Annotated in this window: 18 protein-coding genes; 9 read left to right on the top strand and 9 right to left on the bottom strand. The window is 53.2% G+C overall.

Annotated elements, in window-relative coordinates; all coding sequences use genetic code 11:
* Positions 1-22 precede the first annotated feature (22 nt).
* From ACCI49_RS05885 to rsd, 5 genes are all read left to right on the top strand, one after another.
* Positions 23-625, top strand: a complete 603-nt coding sequence (locus ACCI49_RS05885) for an acyl carrier protein phosphodiesterase (protein ID WP_371838039.1) — start codon at positions 23-25, stop codon at positions 623-625.
* Positions 622-1,113, top strand: a complete 492-nt coding sequence (locus ACCI49_RS05880) for a disulfide bond formation protein B (RefSeq protein ID WP_371838038.1) — start codon at positions 622-624, stop codon at positions 1,111-1,113. Before ACCI49_RS05885 ends, ACCI49_RS05880 begins: the two co-directional genes overlap by 4 nt.
* A gap of 38 nt (positions 1,114-1,151) precedes the next feature.
* On the top strand, positions 1,152-1,544 hold the full coding sequence (locus tag ACCI49_RS05875; protein WP_371838037.1) for a CidA/LrgA family protein: 393 nt from the start codon (positions 1,152-1,154) through the stop codon (positions 1,542-1,544).
* A complete protein-coding gene (locus ACCI49_RS05870) occupies positions 1,537-2,223 on the top strand; it encodes an LrgB family protein (protein ID WP_371838036.1) in 687 nt (228 codons plus the stop codon). The genes ACCI49_RS05875 and ACCI49_RS05870 overlap by 8 nt, the downstream gene beginning before the upstream one ends.
* A gap of 168 nt (positions 2,224-2,391) precedes the next feature.
* Complete coding sequence (gene rsd / locus ACCI49_RS05865) at positions 2,392-2,859, top strand: sigma D regulator (protein WP_371838035.1); 468 nt, start codon at positions 2,392-2,394, stop codon at positions 2,857-2,859.
* Positions 2,860-3,045: 186 nt separating this feature from the next.
* On the opposite strand, the gene bamJ is transcribed toward rsd, so the two are convergent.
* Positions 3,046-3,834, bottom strand: a complete 789-nt coding sequence (gene bamJ / locus ACCI49_RS05860) for a BamJ family beta-barrel-assembly machinery protein (RefSeq protein WP_371838034.1) — start codon at positions 3,832-3,834, stop codon at positions 3,046-3,048.
* Between the two features lie 453 nt (positions 3,835-4,287).
* Here bamJ and ACCI49_RS05855 point away from each other — a divergent pair, with 453 nt between their 5' ends.
* Positions 4,288-5,178, top strand: a complete 891-nt coding sequence (locus ACCI49_RS05855) for a hypothetical protein (RefSeq protein WP_371838033.1) — start codon at positions 4,288-4,290, stop codon at positions 5,176-5,178.
* A 192-nt stretch (positions 5,179-5,370) separates the two neighbouring features.
* Here ACCI49_RS05855 and ACCI49_RS05850 read toward each other — a convergent pair whose 3' ends face one another.
* Positions 5,371-5,871 (bottom strand): TIGR02444 family protein, encoded by a 501-nt coding sequence (locus ACCI49_RS05850; protein WP_371838032.1) that lies wholly within the window; start codon positions 5,869-5,871, stop codon positions 5,371-5,373.
* A gap of 108 nt (positions 5,872-5,979) precedes the next feature.
* Here ACCI49_RS05850 and ACCI49_RS05845 point away from each other — a divergent pair, with 108 nt between their 5' ends.
* Positions 5,980-7,896, top strand: a complete 1,917-nt coding sequence (locus ACCI49_RS05845; RefSeq protein WP_371838031.1) for an ABC-F family ATP-binding cassette domain-containing protein — start codon at positions 5,980-5,982, stop codon at positions 7,894-7,896.
* Positions 7,897-8,043: 147 nt separating this feature from the next.
* On the opposite strand, the gene ACCI49_RS05840 is transcribed toward ACCI49_RS05845, so the two are convergent.
* Entirely contained in the window at positions 8,044-8,922 is an 879-nt protein-coding gene (locus ACCI49_RS05840; RefSeq protein WP_371838030.1) for an outer membrane beta-barrel protein, read from the bottom strand.
* A 757-nt stretch (positions 8,923-9,679) separates the two neighbouring features.
* On the opposite strand from ACCI49_RS05840, the gene ACCI49_RS05835 reads away from it, so the two are divergent.
* A complete protein-coding gene (locus ACCI49_RS05835) occupies positions 9,680-10,681 on the top strand; it encodes a hypothetical protein (RefSeq protein WP_371838029.1) in 1,002 nt (333 codons plus the stop codon).
* A 97-nt stretch (positions 10,682-10,778) separates the two neighbouring features.
* On the opposite strand, the gene trmB is transcribed toward ACCI49_RS05835, so the two are convergent.
* The 6 genes from trmB to ftsY all read right to left on the bottom strand — a co-directional run bounded on the left by trmB (position 10,779) and on the right by ftsY (position 16,009).
* Positions 10,779-11,507, bottom strand: a complete 729-nt coding sequence (gene trmB / locus ACCI49_RS05830; RefSeq protein WP_371838028.1) for a tRNA (guanosine(46)-N7)-methyltransferase TrmB — start codon at positions 11,505-11,507, stop codon at positions 10,779-10,781.
* An 86-nt stretch (positions 11,508-11,593) separates the two neighbouring features.
* Positions 11,594-11,986, bottom strand: coding sequence for a DUF423 domain-containing protein (locus tag ACCI49_RS05825; RefSeq protein WP_371838027.1), 393 nt, complete (start codon positions 11,984-11,986; stop codon positions 11,594-11,596).
* Between the two features lie 97 nt (positions 11,987-12,083).
* The gene (gene rpoH, locus ACCI49_RS05820) at positions 12,084-12,938 is read right to left on the bottom strand and encodes an RNA polymerase sigma factor RpoH (RefSeq protein WP_371838026.1); all 855 of its coding nucleotides are present in this window, start codon (positions 12,936-12,938) and stop codon (positions 12,084-12,086) included.
* 223 nt (positions 12,939-13,161) lie between these two features.
* Complete coding sequence (ftsX, locus tag ACCI49_RS05815; protein ID WP_371838025.1) at positions 13,162-14,178, bottom strand: permease-like cell division protein FtsX; 1,017 nt, start codon at positions 14,176-14,178, stop codon at positions 13,162-13,164.
* Positions 14,159-14,845 carry a cell division ATP-binding protein FtsE gene (gene ftsE, locus ACCI49_RS05810; protein ID WP_371838024.1) on the bottom strand — a complete coding sequence of 229 codons (687 nt, stop codon included), beginning with the start codon at positions 14,843-14,845 and terminating at the stop codon, positions 14,159-14,161. The genes ftsX and ftsE overlap by 20 nt, the downstream gene beginning before the upstream one ends.
* A gap of 33 nt (positions 14,846-14,878) precedes the next feature.
* On the bottom strand, positions 14,879-16,009 hold the full coding sequence (gene ftsY / locus ACCI49_RS05805) for a signal recognition particle-docking protein FtsY (RefSeq protein ID WP_371838069.1): 1,131 nt from the start codon (positions 16,007-16,009) through the stop codon (positions 14,879-14,881).
* A gap of 250 nt (positions 16,010-16,259) precedes the next feature.
* Between ftsY and rsmD the strand changes: the two genes are divergently transcribed.
* The gene (rsmD, locus tag ACCI49_RS05800) at positions 16,260-16,859 is read left to right on the top strand and encodes a 16S rRNA (guanine(966)-N(2))-methyltransferase RsmD (protein WP_371838023.1); all 600 of its coding nucleotides are present in this window, start codon (positions 16,260-16,262) and stop codon (positions 16,857-16,859) included.
* Positions 16,860-16,913: the final 54 nt, after the last annotated feature.

Raw genomic sequence — 16,913 nt, 5'->3', positions numbered from 1 at the left:
TGGGACCCAGCGGATTGAGCGTATGAATTATCTCGCACACTTATTGCTTTCCGGCCCTGAAGCACGCTGGCGTTTAGGCGGACTGCTGGGCGACTTTGTCAAAGGACCGCTGAAAGGCGAACGACCCGCCGACATTGAAGCGGGCATCAAGCTGCACCGCCGAATCGATGCAACGACTGATTTACACGGAGCTTACCGCGACGCCCTGGCACATTTGGACCCCAAATGGCGCCGATACGCCGGCATCGCCCTGGATATCTGGTTCGATCATCTGTTGGCGCAGAATTGGCAGGTATGGCATCCACAGGACCTGGAAGATTTTTGTGCTGAGTGTTGGAGAGACTTTCGCAACGACAGCCGGTATATTCCGCCGCGCGCCAAAGAATTTATGGTGCGCGCAGAACAATTTAAACTGCTGCAGAGTTACCGCGAAGAGCGGGTGATCGGTCTCACCCTGGAGCGTGTCGGCCAACGCCTGCGCCACCCGGTCGCTTTGCAAGAGGTTCTGCCCGAACTGAGTGCCGGGCGGGAAACCCTGGAACACAATTTCAATAAACTAATGAACGACTTGAATCTCGAAGCCCTCCGGTTTCGGCAGCACTATTCAGGATCCGATAAATCATGACCTTACCCAATCCGCGTATCACTTTTCTGCTGGTTTTCCTTATTGTTGCCTCCCTGCTTGGCGCTGCGTTCTACCTCGAGTACGTTCGCGGCCTGGAGCCCTGCAAACTATGTATCACCCAACGGGTTATGTTCCTCGGCGTAGGGCTGGTCTCACTGATCGCCTTCCTACACAACCCGGCCACTATCGGCAGACGAATCTATGGCCTGCTAGTTTCCGTCTGGGCGCTGGGCGGACTCTACTTTGCCGGCCGCCAACTGTGGCTGCAGAGCCTGCCTGAGGACCAGGTACCCGCCTGCGGCCCCAGCGTCAGCTATATGTTGGAAGCCTTCCCCATGGCCGATGTACTCAAAGCACTACTCACCGGTGACGGCAACTGCGCAGAAGTGCAGTGGACAATGATGGGCCTGAGTATTCCTGGCTGGTCCGCGCTCGGTTTCGCTGGTCTGGTCCTGTTTGGCGGCTGGCAGGCATTCCGCAAAACCTAATAACAAGCTGCGGCTCCACGGAGCCGCACTCTCCCCAAATGACCCTTCCAAGTCTGCACAACATAGTCCATTGGCTGATTGGCGCCGCCATACTTTTTGGCTGCGAGCGTCTTGGCAGCCTAGCCAGTACCATTCTTGTGCTGCCGGTACCCGGCGCGGTGGTGGGCATGTTACTGCTGCTGTTCGGCCTAATGATTTACGGCGGTGTACCCCGGGGCCTGGCCCAGGTCAGTGGCCAGCTACTGTTCCTGTTGCCGCTGCTGTTCCTACCCGCCGCTGTAGGAGTTTTCTTCCTGCGTAACCTGACCCTGTCTGACTGGCTCGCACTCCTCGCCGCTATTGTTGTCGGCACCGTGATCAGTTTGGTTCTGTGTGCCCTGCTGCTGCGCAAGCTGTTGGAAAAATCTGGTGAGGTAGGCAGGGATGAATGAATTTCTTCACAGCCCACTATTTGCCCTACCGCTGAGCCTGAGCGCTTTTTGGGCCGGGGTATGCATTTATCGACGCAGTGGCACCGTATTGTTCCACCCAATAGTGACCGCCAGCCTATTGGTGACGGCGCTACTATATACCCTGGATATTCCCTACGGAGACTACCAACAGGCCAGTGCATTGCTGTATGCACTGCTCGGACCCGCAGTGGTAGCCCTGGCCGTACCGCTGAAGCAGAATCTGACGGTGCTCCGCCGAGCCGGCTGGCCCCTGCTCGTGACAATTACGGTGGGTGCCTTTCTCGCCCCAACGGTGGCCGTCCTAATCGCACTGCTATTCGGCGCCGGCGAATCTGTACTGCTCGCGCTCAGCGGCAAATCCATTACCACGCCAATCGCCCTCACAATTGCCGAAAAAATCCACTCCGCAGTGAGCCTCACTGCAGGCATCGTAATCCTAACCGGGGTGGTAGGTGCTCTAGCCACACCGCCGCTGCTTAAGCGCCTAAGCATTCGCGATGAACGTATCTTAGGTGTGGTACTCGGTATCAATGCCCACGCGGTAGGCACCGCGCGCGCACTGGAAATCAGCGCCCTGTGCGGTGCCTGTGCCGCCTTCGCCATGGGGCTTTGTGGTGCACTGACCGCTCTGGTATTGCCACTGATTGTGGGCGGCTGAGTAGTGCGCTATCCCGCTATCAAAATCACAGACTTGTCACAGTATTCTGGCGTAGTTTGCACTACCCAACTTGCTGCCGGCGGGGGAATCTCCTATCTTCCATAGGGCCTCCACGATCAGCAATAAAGCTGGCCACTGCGGCAACTGTAACAAAAGGACATTTTCAGGATGCTGGAAAATTGCAAGTCAGCGCGGGAGCGCTGGGGTGGTGTCAGTGAAATTATCGACCGCTGGCTACAATCACGCCAAAATCTATTGGTGAGCTTTTATCACCTATCTGAGATAAAGGAATTTACCGAGGAAGACCCTGAAACCGAAGACCGGGTACGCCAGTTGTGCCAACTGCTGGTCGATTATGTCTCGGCTGGCCACTTCGAGGTTTACGAACAGTTGATGCGCGAAGGGCAAGCTTTCGACGATAAGCAGGGCCTACAAAAGGCCTGTGAGCTCTACCGGGATATCGATACCACCACCGATATTGCCGTAGACTTCAATGACAAATACCTGGAGACTGATGACCTAACCAGCCTGGCTCCAGATCTGTCAGAGCTTGGGGAAGCCCTGGAAACCCGCTTCAGCTCAGAAGACAAAATGATCGCCTTGTTGCACACTGCACATAAAAACCAGATTGTATGAGACTGAAATCCCGCAGGTAACCTATTTGTTTTACCGCGCCCCAGAAGAAATTCTCCGGCCGCAACGAGCATGTGGCATTTAGCCGGTTATTCGCCCCCCGGTTGTTATTTTTTTATATCGTCACTTACTCAAAATGCAAAGGGGCGCCCAACGGCGCCCCTTTTCGAAAAAGTCTGGAGAGTCAGATTATTCAGACTCCGACTCCTCTTTCTTTTCTTCTTCTTTCTTAGGCTCAGCTTCGCCACTGACATTAGCTTTGTGCAGTTCCACTTCAAAAATCAGAGTCGCATTCGGGCCAATTTTACCACCGGCACCACCTGGACCGTAGGCCAAATCAGAAGGAATATAGAGTTCCCACTTGGAACCTTCCTTCATTAGCTGCAAGGCTTCAGTCCAGCCCTTGATTACGCCGTTAACCGGGAATTGTACTGGCTCTCCGCGAGCGTAGGAGCTGTCGAACTCCTCACCATTAATCAAGGTACCCTTATAATCGACTTCAACGGTGCTCTCGGCGGTAGGAGTACTGCCGCTGCCTTCAGTAATTACCTTGTATTGCAGACCGGAATCAGTGGTGATCACGCCCGCTTTTTTGGCATTCTCTGCGAGGAACGCCTTACCTTCTGTCAGGTTTTTCTCAGCAGTCTCTTTGAACTCTTGTTCCTGCTGAGCCAACATTTCCTGCTGCTTCTTCTGCATTTGCTCCTGGAAGGCAGCGATGGTCTGCTGCTTTTCTTCGTCAGACAGGCGCGAGTCGTGGTCACTGGCAACATCATTAAGCGCCATCAATACCACCTGCGGGTCCAGCTTCACATCCTGGGCTTGAAGACGCTTGGCCATATCTTCAGCAATGATATAGCTGACCTTCTTCTCCTGAGTATCCAGGGTAACTTCTTTTTCCTGCTCAGATCCCTGTTCGTTACAGCCGGTCAGCGCTAGGCCAAGGGCAATTGCTGCAGCCAAAGGGTATTTATTCATGAGTGTTGTCTCTTTGTCCGTATTGCGTTTATGGATTCGCGCTTGACCTTGGGCCAACGCCATCGGCGATTTCTCAAGCAACCCTTTTGCGGCCTATAGCCACCAGGAGCACAGTATTCGCCAGTGCGCTCAAGTCTAACCTAAGGCGACAGCCGGTGCATACCGATGACTTCTACACTGTGCAGGACACCACATTCCCCCTACAGGTTCCAGCTTCCAGCATAAAAATGTGCAACCTGCGTTTTTTCATCTCACACGGCATACATTTTTTTTTAAAACAGCGCTATTATCGACCAGTCACCGGTTGTTGTCCCGGACTGTTTGAGGTGCTTTTCAGTTTCGGACAATGTGCAGTGCGCACGTCTGCTCATTGGTGGTATCCACCATGTTTACAGTATGGCGCGTGCACCCCCCGGAAGTGCCAATCGATAATAAACGTCAGGACATTTACTCATGGCTGCCAAACGAATAGCTGTCAATCCGGTCGCAGAGCTGGAAGCACAAATTTCCAAACTCACCGTAAAATTGGATAAAGCTCGCAACAAAAAAGTCACCGATGCCGGAAAAGCGGTACTAAAAGCTGGAAAAGCTCTGACTTCGGCAAAAGAAAAACTGGCCAAGGCCAAAAGCAAACTGAGCGAAGCCCGTACTGCGGCAAAAACCACCAAAACTGCCGCCGCAAAGAGACGGGTTGATACCGCGAAGGCCAATGTAGAAAAGCTCAACGAAGCATTTCAACTTGCCAAGGGATCGGCAGCCGAAGCCAAGGATATGCAGGCTCGAGCAAAAGCCGAACTGAAGGCAGCAGAGGCGGTGCGAAAAATCGCGGCCAAGACGGAGAAGGAGCTTACCAAGAAGCAGCCCAAAACCGTAAAACCCACTGCGATGAAAAAGAGTACAAAGAAGGCTGCAGCCAAGGTGACAAAAGCAGTTGGTACTAAAAAAACCGTATCTAAAAAAGCTACAGTAAAAAAGGTTGCAGAAAAAGAAACTAGCGCACGCAAAGGCTCAGTCAAAACCGCAGCTACCGCGAAGAAGGCTGCAGCCAAATCTACAAAGACCACCGCCAAACAAAAAGCAGTAAAGCCCGCCAATAAAAATACAGTGAAGTCCAAGCCCGTAGCGCCGGCAAAATCTCCTGTAGCGACCAAACCCAAAAGTGAAAAACCCAAACCGACGGCGGACAGTGGAACTGCTGCAGTGGAAAAAGCCAAAGAGGATGTAAAAACCTTTGCGGCGGCTGAGGAAAAAAAGCCAATCGAGCCCACGCCACCAGCACCAACTATTACGCCAACCACGCCCGCCAACAGCCTGTTTTCCCCTGAAGGACACAGCGGCGAGTAAGGTTACCGGCGATTGGCTTTCCGCTCACAGCGCCCTCGCCGGTTTTCCCATTCCCGGCAGGGGCGCAAGCGCAGTAGGTTTACTGTGCTTGCGAATCCCCCCATCATCCAGGCCCGCATGGTATGTGGTCGTTTTTCCCCTCCGCCAAATGCACGGTCTTATGCCGCTTTGGTAAACAGAGCAGACAAATTTCTACACGGTGTCCGCATTTTTCGAGCTTGTCATAAAACTCTCAATCAAATCTGACCATCGGGCCAGTTCCTTGTGCAGCAGTCCGTATTGCTGTCCAGCAAGCTCCAGAGCATGGCAATCCCCCGGCCACTCCTCGGCACAGATTTTCCACAGTGCCGCCAACTGTAGTCGTTCGAGGTGCAGTTCATAGCGTTTGCACATCTCATAAATCCGCAAGCTATGCGGGTGAAAATGCCCCAGTAGGCGTCGCAGGTTGCGTACGCTGATAATCATGCGCCGCCTTGGTGCCAAGCCACGATCCGCCACCCTCCAACTCTCTTCACTCAACTGACGCCCGCAGGCAGTGGCGTAGCTCGCCCATAGCATCAAACACACATCAGCACCCTTTCTATCCTGGCAGTCGAGCAGGAATGGCTCGACATCTGCGTGGCGGTAAAAGTCCAGACTGAACTGCCACAGTGGATTTTCCTCTGGAGAATATGGAGGTAAAGAATCTGTCACGTTAGAATCCCGACCTTTTGTGGATCGGCGCGTTATACGGGCGGCGATTGGGCTCAAATACGACAAATAGCCTAGCATCCATCAGCCTGTTCATATGAGGTTTTTCCAGTGATCAATTTGCAAGGTGTCTCCCTTCATCGGGGTGAACGAGACTTGTTAGACGGCGCGGATTGCCGGATTTTTCCGGGCCATAAAGTGGGAATTATTGGTGCGAATGGCTGTGGTAAGTCAACATTATTCAAACTTTTGCTCGGCCAGCTGGAGAGCGATGCTGGGCAAGTTTACCTGCCCAGCACTTGGCGAATTGCCCATATGGCTCAGGAAGTTGAAGCCAGTGAACAATCCGCCCTAGATTATGTACTTGATGGCGATCAGGAGCTTCGCCAACTGCAGGAGCAGCTGACGCTGGCGGAGAGTAGCGGTGATACCGATGGCCACAAGCTGGGAGAGCTGCATGAACGCATGGCCAGCATCGACGGCTACAGCGGGCCGGCGCGCGCGGCACAGCTGCTCGACGGCCTGGGTTTTTCACACGCCGATCAGCAACGGCCTGTACGCAGCTTTTCCGGTGGTTGGCGTATCCGCCTCAATCTGGGCCGGGCTCTGATGTGTCCCGCAGACCTAATGTTATTGGACGAGCCCACCAACCACTTGGACCTTGATGCCACTCTTTGGCTGGAACAGTGGCTACAGCGCTTTCCCGGTACCTTACTTATTATTTCCCACGATCGGGATTTTCTCGATGCAGTAGTCGACGGTATTGTCAGTTTTGAGCAGCACAAGCTGGTGCTTTACAGCGGGAACTATAGTGCTTTTGAGCGCTCCCGCGCCGAACGTCTGGCACAACAGCAAATACAATACGAAAAACAGCAGGCAGAGCGTGCGCATATGGAGGACTTTGTGCGACGCTTCCGAGCTAAAGCCAGTAAAGCCAAGCAGGCACAGAGCCGGTTGAAGGCTCTGGATCGTATGGCCCAAATTGCCCCGGCCCATGTGGACTCCCCCTTCCATTTCACCTTGCCGTCTGCAGATAAAACCTCCAACCCACTAATCGACTTACGCGAAGCAAACATCGGCTATGCCGATAAAGTGGTGGTACATCAAGTACAACTGGGTATTCAGCCCGGCCGCCGCATTGGCCTTCTCGGTCCCAATGGCGCGGGTAAATCCTCGCTAATCAAAACCCTTGCAGGGGAGCTCTCACCACTGAGTGGTAAGCGACAATGCGGGGAACACCTGGCGATCGGTTACTTTGCCCAGCACCAGTTGGAAGCCCTCGACAGTGCCGCCTCACCACTGTTGCACTTGCAAAGGCTAAGTCCAGATGCCAGCGAACAGTCCCTGCGGGACTTTCTTGGTGGCTATGGTTTTATCGGCGACCGGGTTTTTGAAACCGTGGCGGGTTTTTCCGGTGGTGAAAAAGCACGCTTGGCATTGGCGATTTTGGCTTGGCAAAAACCCAACCTGCTACTGCTTGACGAACCCACTAACCATCTGGACCTGGAAATGCGCCACGCCTTAACCATGGCACTGGCGGAGTTCCCTGGCGCGTTGGTGTTGGTCTCTCACGATCGACACCTGTTGGCCAACACCACCGATGAATTTATTCTCGTAGCCGATGGACGTGCCGCCCCCTATAGCGGCGATCTTGATGACTATAAGCAGTGGTTATTGGGTTTTAATCGAGACAAACGCCGCGAGGAAAAATCCACAGAAGAATGTGAATATACAATCAGACCCAGCGAAGTTAAAAAGGCACAGCGCCGCGCTGCCGCCGCACTGCGCGAGCAGCTGAAGCCTCTCACTAACAAGCTGAAGACCATTGAACGGCAGATAGCCTCCACAGAGGAAAATCTAAATCAGATCCAGGAACTACTTGCGGATGAAAACCTGTACAGCGGTGGACAGCAGGAGGAAATCTCCCGCCTCAATAAAGTACAGGCAGAACAGCGCGAGATACTCGATACACTGGAAATGGAGTGGCTTGACATCTCTGAACAGGTGGAAGCAATGCAGGGGAAATGATCGCCCCGTCTCCGCTGCCCATCCATAAAAGCAGAATTTTGATGAATTTGTTTCTTTGCGGTTAGTAATCAGCATCATGAATTTCTTCCCGTCCGGATGCAGTCAGAAGATGGTGATGCTCTGCGACAAGTCTTTTCCCTCCAATTTCTAGCTGCGGATGCAGCCGTATTCATCCACAGCTATTCCAATAGGGGTATTTGGGCACTGGTCAATATAGGTAGGTACGCCATCGAAATCTGAATCGAGAGGACAACCATCAAGCCCCACATCCACACCGACTGGTGTCTGTGGGCATTGATCCGTAGCATCAATCACACCATCAGCATCCTCGTCATACCAGAAATCCGGATATTCAATCCACTGATAGCCCACAGCAAGACTGGCAAAGCCGTCCAGCCCGCCTTCCTCTATACCTTGGAATAGTCGTAAATCAGCACGTGCCTGCCAACGTGGTCCAAGAGTGTATTTCACGCCGATACCGAGGTTTGCCATTGTTTGGCGATCATGCCAATTACAAATGTATTTAGGGTAATAATACCCATAGGGGTATTCATGCTTGTAATGACAGTCATATCGATATTTGCCGTCTTTATCTTTGTAGTACCTTTTTGGCGCATCATCGAAATTAATACGAATTTCACCAAGACCAAAGACAACATAGGGCTGCCAGCAAAAATCACCACAAAACTGCCCTCCAAACTGATAGAGAAGATCCAGGTGATAGTTATAGACATCAACTTTTTCAGGAATCTCTTCGATATTAACCACGAAGTAATCGGCAACCCCCTCCATTGCCCAGTAGTTCGTTAGATTGAAACCAAATCCACCACCAACACCAGTCGTATCCTGCATAGTTAACCCATGAAATGGCGTGCCATTCAGTCGGTCACTATTGAACCAATATTTCCCGCCATTAGTGTAGAGATTCAGGGTGCCAACAAAATCAGCAGAGGTCCCTGAGCTAAAAAAGACAAGAAGAAAAAACACTCTGTGGTAGGTTGAAAGCAGCGAGCGATACTTCCTCATTAGAGACACCGAAATTCCTTTTCCAGCCAATCCCCCTAAGTTTTTATTTACATCAGGCTTTTAAATAGAAATTATTTGACTTAAAAATACATTTTTTACTGCGCTTTTAACCCAAACTGATAATTAATAGTACGCTCCGTAGCAGGAACCCGCTGAAGAATTCCGTAATATCTCTTCGGGACTTTCAGAGGCTCCCTAAATCATAGACTGGAAATAGAAAAATCCATTGATAAGGGCAGGTGATATAACCGATGCTGCCAGTATGCCCTTTTCAATTTTCAGCAATACAGATTTCCCCCCTTACTCGCCACCACTTAAAAAAGCGCGCCAAAAAATTATGCTTTCGCCCATTCCCACCTGACAGCTTTACTAATCGAATAATTTCCTAAACCATATATTACCTTTGAGGGGCACTTCGACCTCTCTACGTAAAGTTCCAAATATCGCCTTTTTTCGATACTTTGGAACAAATATAATGTGATACCTGGGATAATGGTTGCCATGAGCTTGGCTCTGCCAATCCCTCATATTACCTGCTAGTAGAACTTGGGTTCGCTTCATGGGAGGTCGTATTCTCCATCCTGCATCACTGAAGGGCTGAGCCATGTCGAGTGTCAGTGCCGGAGGCGGTGGTTTACCTAGGTGTTAATTAGTTTAGGGAATAGTGATAGGCACTTCACTCAAAAAATCACAGGCAGTAAAAATAACATTAGTTAAAAAAACACGGGAACCCGACACACACAAGGAGCCAACCTTAATGTTGCCAGCTAATATAGATACGTATATTCGCAATATAGCCCAGACAGACCAACTCCAGACTAGGTGCCAGCCATCACAGCTTTTTCGCGAATATGCGACAGATTTTCAGAGAAATTCTCAGTCCGGCTGGCACAGCCGGAGTGGGGATGGCCTGGACCGAATCGATGATATAGTAAGATCAGCTGCACAAATACAAACTTTGGATTATGTGCGCATCGCCTATGTCTCCAGACTCCTGGTTATGGCGTTGTATCAATGGTTAATCGGTAATAATTCTTCAAATCCGAACCAAAGACTCAGCGTCAAAAGTATTAACCGGCGCCGGGATGCCATCATTGCTTTGACGGGAGGAGCTTACTGTTGGTACCGGCAGAGCTATGAAGCTGCCAGCTCAGAGCAAATCGGCCTTAATAATATTCAAACTCAAACCGATATATCTTTTAACCTTTACCGATATCGTTTTAGCCGCCCGGGATACAACCTGCACATGAGCCCAGGCCGGCTCTATCGCGGCGATACCCGTTCACCGGCGGTACTCTGGCGGTCCGGGGGATTCTTTCCAAAGATGGCCAACCCAATCTGCTACGACCCCCATTTTAATGACGGCGCATCACAGCAGGTGATATCCAGCACAGATGACCTTAACCTGGTCACTCGTTTCGCATGGCATAACCCTGCCTATTGCCCGAGAAGGTTCTACTGCCTACACGGAACCAGCAATGCCGATAAACCAATTGCCGGCTTTATCTATGAGTTCGACAAGAGTGGGCATGAGTGTTTAGAAGTGGCCAATGTACCCGCAGGGCGTGAAGCCGCCTACCTGGCAATACCCAATCAATTTATACGCCGCTTTCGCATGCGCTATTATGCGGGCAGCCAAAATAACATCGTGCTCTCAGACTGGATGTACTATAACGACCGCTCAATTCAAAATATCAGAATCTTTGCCGACAGGCAGACCTGGCAACAAGCTCAACGGCATTGGCACGCTACGCATTAAAGTCTCGGGCTTTTGCCTCAATATTCTGGCCAAAAGCCCGACCTATCTGTAACAGTTTGGAAAACCAGCTCGGTTGGGCTTACTAATCCAGAAAAGTCTATCTAGCTTCAGGCAAACGCCGATATACCAGGTCCCACACCCCGTGCCCAAGGCGCTGGCCTCGGCGTTCAAACTTGGTTTCCGGGCGCCACTCAGGGCGTTCAACATAGTCTTTATTGGGAGAAGTATTTTCCAGTAACTGCTCTGCCTGCAGTACCTCCAGCATATGCTCGGCATAGTTTTGCCAGTCTGTTGCCATATGCATAAGCCCACCGGTCCTCAGCTTGCTACAGACCAGGCGCACAAATTCCTGCTGTACAATGCGGCGCTTGTGGTGCTTTTTCTTGTGCCACGGATCGGGGAAATACAACTGGAACCTGTCCACGATACCTCCACTGATACAATCGTTGAGAACATCCACCGCATCAGCCATATAGACCCGCAGGTTCTCCACACCAGCTTTACCGGCACCGTTAATCAACCTGCCGACACCCGGGGGATGCACTTCGATACCAATAAAATTCTTGTCCGGCTCCGCCTGGGCCATAGCGAGCAGGGAATCCCCCATGCCGAAACCGATTTCCAGGACTAGCGGGGCCTCGCGCCCGAAAGCCTCATTTGGATCGAGTGGCCCATCAAAAAGCGACAGGCCATATTGCCCCCAGTAGGTATCAAAAGCGCGACGCTGACCCTCAGTCATTCGCCCTGCGCGAATCACATAGCTGCGGATGGACTTTTTCTTGTACTCGGTGCGGTAGGGAAACTCCTCCGCAGATTCGTCTTGCATTCTTCGCGACCTCTTATGCGAAACGGTTTTCTCTCATCGGGAATCGAGTTTACCGGGCGCCAACTTAATAAATAAAACTGGCTCGTCTATTTGGAATAATTTACAGCGGCAAAAAGAAGGGTAATCCAGCCGGCAATCATCAGGGTCCCACCAATTGGGGTGACTGGCCCCAACCAGCGCGGCCCTCCAAGAGCGAGGGCATAGAGACTACCGGAAAAAAATATCATGCCAAACACAAAGAAAGCACCGCTCAGGGTGAGAGACAGGCGCCCACCCCAATTCTGGATCAACAATGCCACGCCAAGCAGCGTCAGGGCATGAAGCATTTGATATTGCACCCCGGTCTTATAGGCCTCCAGCAGACTTTCTGTCACCTTTCCCCGCAATCCATGGGCACCGAGGGCACCGAGAGCGACGCCACTGGCGCCGAACAGTGCAGCGAGCATCAGATAGAGTTTGGCCATCACTTGCCCTCTCATCAGTTGCCTCCCAGGGTAGACACCGGGAGCTCATATTCACGGAAATAAAAAAACCGCGCCTCTGCGCGGTTTTCTACCGAACTGTCAGTGCGTGAAATCAGGCCTCCATGGCCGCACGCACTTTCTTCATGGCATTCTTTTCCAGCTGGCGGATACGCTCAGCGGAAACACCATACTTGTCTGCCAATTCATGCAGCGTGGACTTCTCCTCACTCAGCCAGCGTGCCTGGATAATATCGCGGCTGCGCTCATCCAGTTGTTCCATAGCATTGGCAAGGCTGCTGAGGTTGGTTTCCTGCCAGTTATCACGTTCCAACTGGGCGGCTGGGTCGAAACTGCGATCTTCCAGATAATGCGCCGGTGCCTGCCAGGCGGTGTCGTCATCGTCATCTACACCCGCATCGAATGCGGCATCATGTGCAGCGAGACGGCCTTCCATCTCATGGACCTGGGCAACGTCCACATTTAAGTCTTTTGCCACAGCCTTGGCTTCATCGTTGCTGAGCCAAGCCAATTTCTTCTTTTGCCCACGCAGGTTAAAGAAGAGCTTGCGCTGTGCCTTGGTAGTGGCGATCTTCACGATACGCCAATTTCGCAGGATAAACTCATGGATCTCTGCCTTGATCCAGTGAACCGCAAAAGAAACCAGGCGCACCCCTTTTTCGGGATTAAAGCGCTTGACCGCTTTCATCAAGCCAACATTGCCTTCCTGTACCAGGTCAGCCTGATTGAGGCCATAACCGGAGTAAGATTTGGCAATATGCACCACAAAGCGCAGGTGGGACATCACCAGCTGGCGTGCGGCATTAATATCTTCACGGTAGTAGAGGTCTTCTGCCAGGCGCTTTTCCTCTTCGGCAGTCAGCACATCGAAGCCGCTGACCGTTTGGATATAAGCTCCCAGGTTGGCGCCCGGAGACAGCGTATGCACTGGCTGTAGGCTGGTTCCCATTCAGGTCTCTCCTTTCATTATTAGTCGGCCGGCTCCACCGGCCGCTGTCGTCGGATACTGTTTCCCGCGACAAGCTGGACTCAGTGTAGCACTTGCACAGGCGGATAAGAAAGTCCGCCGCCACTTGCCGTATTCCGCTGTATTGCGGGCAATTAGAGGGCCGAACAGCCCCAGGGGTTCCCACTGCTGCAACAGCTTTACGATTCTTGATGGAACTAACCGGTCAAGTGGGTTCAATGGCCCGAATATGTCGGGTTGCTGCCAGCCAGGCACCCGACAACCCCAAGAGGGCGGCACCAGCGGTCAGCCCTATAAAGTAGCTGAATCCGGGACCTGCCAGAGCATAGTTGCTTCCATAACTGGAAGAGAGGCCCGCAATTGGCCCCGACAACAACAGTACGCCGCCCAGTAACAACAACCAGGCCAGTATTCCGCCACAGAAGCCATAACAGAGGCCGCTGTAAAGGAAAGGCCTGCGCACAAAGGCATTGGTACCCCCCACCAGTTTTACCACCAAAATCTCCTCGCGGCGGCTCTCGATATGCAGGCGAATGGTATTGACCACCACCAGGATCACTCCCAGTGCCAACAGGACCGCAAGCCCGGCAGAGAGGCGCTGCCCCACCTCAGTGAGCTGGGTAAGGCGCTGCACCCAAGCCAAATCCAGCACCACGGAGTCAGTCAGGGCCTGTTGCTGCAAGTTCGCCACCAATATCTGCAACTTGTCATCATCCTGGGTATCTCGTGGGCGCAATAGCAATACCGCTGGCAGAGGGTTCGCATCGAGCCCCGCCAACACATCACCCAACCCCGATGCCTGCTCGAACTCAGCCAGGGCCTCCTCCGGGGAGATATAGGTCACTTCGGCAATCGCAGGATCACTGCGCAGTTTTGCAGCAAAAGATTCCACCGCAGCATCCCGCGCATCCTTATGTAAGAAAACCGAAACTTGCGGCTGTCCATCCCAACCAGCCACGGCACGCTGAAAATTCGCCAGCCCCAACTGCAGAGCAGCGGGCAAGGCTAAAGCTATCGCAATAACCAACGCTGTCATGGTGCTTGCCATGGGTGTAGCAAAAAAACGTCGCAAGGATTCCAACGCCACCTCTCGATGGTGGCCAAGCCAGCTGCGCCATAGGTCGCCAAAACCGGTGCGGGCTGCTACCGCCCCGGTGCTGCGCGTGCGCTTATCGGCGCCGGGGCTGGCCTGGCGCTGTGCCCTAGACTGGGTTTGCTTCACGGCTTGGGACTCCGTCATAAATCAACTGGCCAGCCTGCAGCGTCAATACCCGCCGGCGCATTCGCGCAATCAATTCCAGGTCGTGACTCGCCACCAGTACAGTAACGCCCACCGCATTAAAATCCGCGAACAACCGCATAATTTCCTGGGATAGTTGCGGGTCAAGGTTGCCGGTCGGCTCATCAGCCACCAGGATGGCCGGCTTGTTCACTACCGCGCGGGCTATACCAACTCGCTGCTGCTCTCCGCCGGACAACATAATGGGATTTTGCTTTTCCTTGTGCAGGAGGCCAACCTTGTCCAACGCAGCGCGTACCCGGCGGCCCAGTTCGCGCTTATTACAACCGGCAACTGACAGGGGCAGGGCAATATTGTCGAAGACACTGCGATCAAAGAGCAGCTGGTGGTTTTGGAATACGATGCCCAGGTTGCGACGATAGTAGGGAACCTGGCTATTGCGCAGGCGATTGAGGTTCTGCCCAGCAACCAGGATAGTCCCCTTGGTGGGACGTTCTATCGCAGTAAGCAATCTCAGCAGGGTGCTTTTGCCCGCACCGGAGTGACCGGTGAGGAACACCATATCCCCGCGGGGAATTTCCAGGCTGATACGCACCAGGGCATCTTGCCCCGATGCATAGCGCTTGTTCACATTGTCAAAGGTGATCACGGTTTCTAATTCTTGTTATTCCCTAACGGACAGTCAGGCGGTATCGCGGCCAAACAGTGCCGAGACGAACTCGCGCGCCCGGAAAGGCTGCAGATCTTCCGCCTGCTCCCCCACACCGATAAAGCGTACTGGGATGCCGAAACGGCGCGCCAGGGCAAATATCACCCCACCTTTGGCCGTGCCATCTAGTTTGGTAAGAACCAGCCCGGTAACACCAGCCGCCTCGCGGAATTGAGAAGCCTGATTGATCGCGTTCTGGCCTGTACCGGCATCAAGCACTAGAAGCACTTCGTGGGGAGCACTGGGGTCCAGTTTGCCCATTACCCGACGCACCTTGGCCAGCTCATCCATCAGGTTGGATTTGGTATGCAGACGCCCTGCAGTGTCAGCAATTACCACATCGATGCCGCGAGCCTGAGCTGACTGGACCGCATCAAAGATAACTGATGCGCTGTCCGCACCGGTATGTTGGGCAACAACTGGAACATCGTGGCGCTGACCCCAAACCTGCAACTGCTCCACAGCAGCAGCGCGGAAGGTATCGCCTGCGGCGAGCATGACCGACTTACCCTCACCAAGAAAACGATGCGCCAGCTTGCCGATTGTGGTGGTCTTGCCAACACCGTTGACACCCACCACCAGGATCACATACGGCTTCTTACTCGTATCAATTGTCAGCGGCGCATCGACACTCTCAAGCAGCTCCGCCAGTTCCTGTTGCAGAGCCTTGTACAGGGCATCACCATCGGCAAGCTCGCGACGGGACACCCGCTCGGTCAGGCGCTCGACAATCTCGCTGGTGGCCTCCACACCCACATCTGCCATCAGCAATTGGGTTTCCAGCTCTTCGAGTAAATCCTCATCGATTTCCTTGGCGCCAAGGAACAGATTACCCATTCCCTCGACGAACTGGTTGCTGGTGCGGCTAAGACCGCGGCGGATTCGGGCAAAGAAGCCCTCTCTTTTTTTCTCACCAGGTTTTTCCTGAACTTGCGCAGGTTTCGCAACCGGCTCTGGTACCCGCTCGGCAGCGGATACTTGCTCCGCAACAACCTGCTGCCGCTCGGGTTCAGCCCCAGCTTTTTCATCCGTGACTACTGCGGGCTTTTGTTCCGGAGGTGCCGGTTCGGGGGCCGCAGTAGGTTCCTCTCGCCCTTCAGTGATAGGCTTTTCAACTACGGGAGACACATGCCCCGCTACTGGAGCGCCAGTTTCCGGAGTCGAGGGCTCTTGCTCAGTGGAAAGCTCCTCAGAGGAAGCGGCAACTTCCGCATGCTCCTGCTGGGACTCGCTTTGTTCAGGCTTGCGCTTTTTCTTTTTACGCAGGAAATCAAAGATCATTCGTGTATCCGGGTGTACCGCTTGCAGAAAGACGCTAATCTTAGCATCGCTAAGCCCCCAGTAGAGAGTTACCTTGGCCAGAAGTTCACCACGCAAGCCTACCCCACAACCCCTTTCCCAACTTCGCATCATCGGAGGGCAGTGGCGCGGACGCAAACTACACTTCGCGCCGGTAGAGGGACTCAGGCCCACCGGTGATCGCCTGCGCGAAACCCTGTTCAACTGGCTGCAGTTTTACCTGCCTGCCGCCCGCTGCCTGGATCTGTTCGCCGGTTCCGGAGCCCTTGGCCTGGAAGCCTTGTCTCGCGGCGCCGCCTTAGTGGATTTTGTCGAGCTGAATCCTCATGCGGCACGCACCCTCAAGCAGCAATTGCAGTTGCTGGGCGCACAGGGAGCCCAGGTGCATAACTGCGGGGCAGCCGATTTCCTGGCGAGTAGCGACAGGCAATACGATATTATTTTTGTCGACCCACCGTTTGCCGAAGACCTGTGGCAGGATAGCTTGAGCGCCCTTGAGGGCCATCTATCTGCGGAAGCATTGGTATATATCGAAACCCCTCGCAACACGCCTCCGCCGGTATTGCCAAACTGGCAATTAACCAAGGAAAAGCGCGCAGGTCAGGTTTGTATGCGCCTATATAGCGGCACCAAACAGAGCTCAACTGGATACTGAGGAGCCAAGAAAATTATATGAATGCACCCGGTTTTGAGCCTTAGCCGTAAATTG

This window comes from Microbulbifer epialgicus (assembly GCF_041447265.1).
GTDB classification, from domain to species: Bacteria; Pseudomonadota; Gammaproteobacteria; order Pseudomonadales; family Cellvibrionaceae; genus Microbulbifer; species Microbulbifer epialgicus.
Note: the sequence above shows the minus strand (reverse complement) of the source record. Positions and strands in the feature narration are given on the sequence as shown.

What these genes read in the sequence shown, in the direction of transcription:
- rpoH (WP_371838026.1), bottom strand. Translation starts at nt 12,938, where the DNA reads ATGGGAACCAGCCTACAGCCAGTGCATACGCTGTCTCCGGGCGCCAAC.
- ACCI49_RS05885 (WP_371838039.1), top strand. Translation starts at nt 23, where the DNA reads ATGAATTATCTCGCACACTTATTGCTTTCCGGCCCTGAAGCACGCTGG.
- ACCI49_RS05825 (WP_371838027.1), bottom strand. Translation starts at nt 11,986, where the DNA reads ATGAGAGGGCAAGTGATGGCCAAACTCTATCTGATGCTCGCTGCACTG.
- trmB (WP_371838028.1), bottom strand. Translation starts at nt 11,507, where the DNA reads ATGCAAGACGAATCTGCGGAGGAGTTTCCCTACCGCACCGAGTACAAG.
- ACCI49_RS05855 (WP_371838033.1), top strand. Translation starts at nt 4,288, where the DNA reads ATGGCTGCCAAACGAATAGCTGTCAATCCGGTCGCAGAGCTGGAAGCA.
- ACCI49_RS05870 (WP_371838036.1), top strand. Translation starts at nt 1,537, where the DNA reads ATGAATGAATTTCTTCACAGCCCACTATTTGCCCTACCGCTGAGCCTG.
- ACCI49_RS05880 (WP_371838038.1), top strand. Translation starts at nt 622, where the DNA reads ATGACCTTACCCAATCCGCGTATCACTTTTCTGCTGGTTTTCCTTATT.
- ACCI49_RS05835 (WP_371838029.1), top strand. Translation starts at nt 9,680, where the DNA reads ATGTTGCCAGCTAATATAGATACGTATATTCGCAATATAGCCCAGACA.
- rsd (WP_371838035.1), top strand. Translation starts at nt 2,392, where the DNA reads ATGCTGGAAAATTGCAAGTCAGCGCGGGAGCGCTGGGGTGGTGTCAGT.
- bamJ (WP_371838034.1), bottom strand. Translation starts at nt 3,834, where the DNA reads ATGAATAAATACCCTTTGGCTGCAGCAATTGCCCTTGGCCTAGCGCTG.
- ACCI49_RS05840 (WP_371838030.1), bottom strand. Translation starts at nt 8,922, where the DNA reads ATGAGGAAGTATCGCTCGCTGCTTTCAACCTACCACAGAGTGTTTTTT.
- ACCI49_RS05875 (WP_371838037.1), top strand. Translation starts at nt 1,152, where the DNA reads ATGACCCTTCCAAGTCTGCACAACATAGTCCATTGGCTGATTGGCGCC.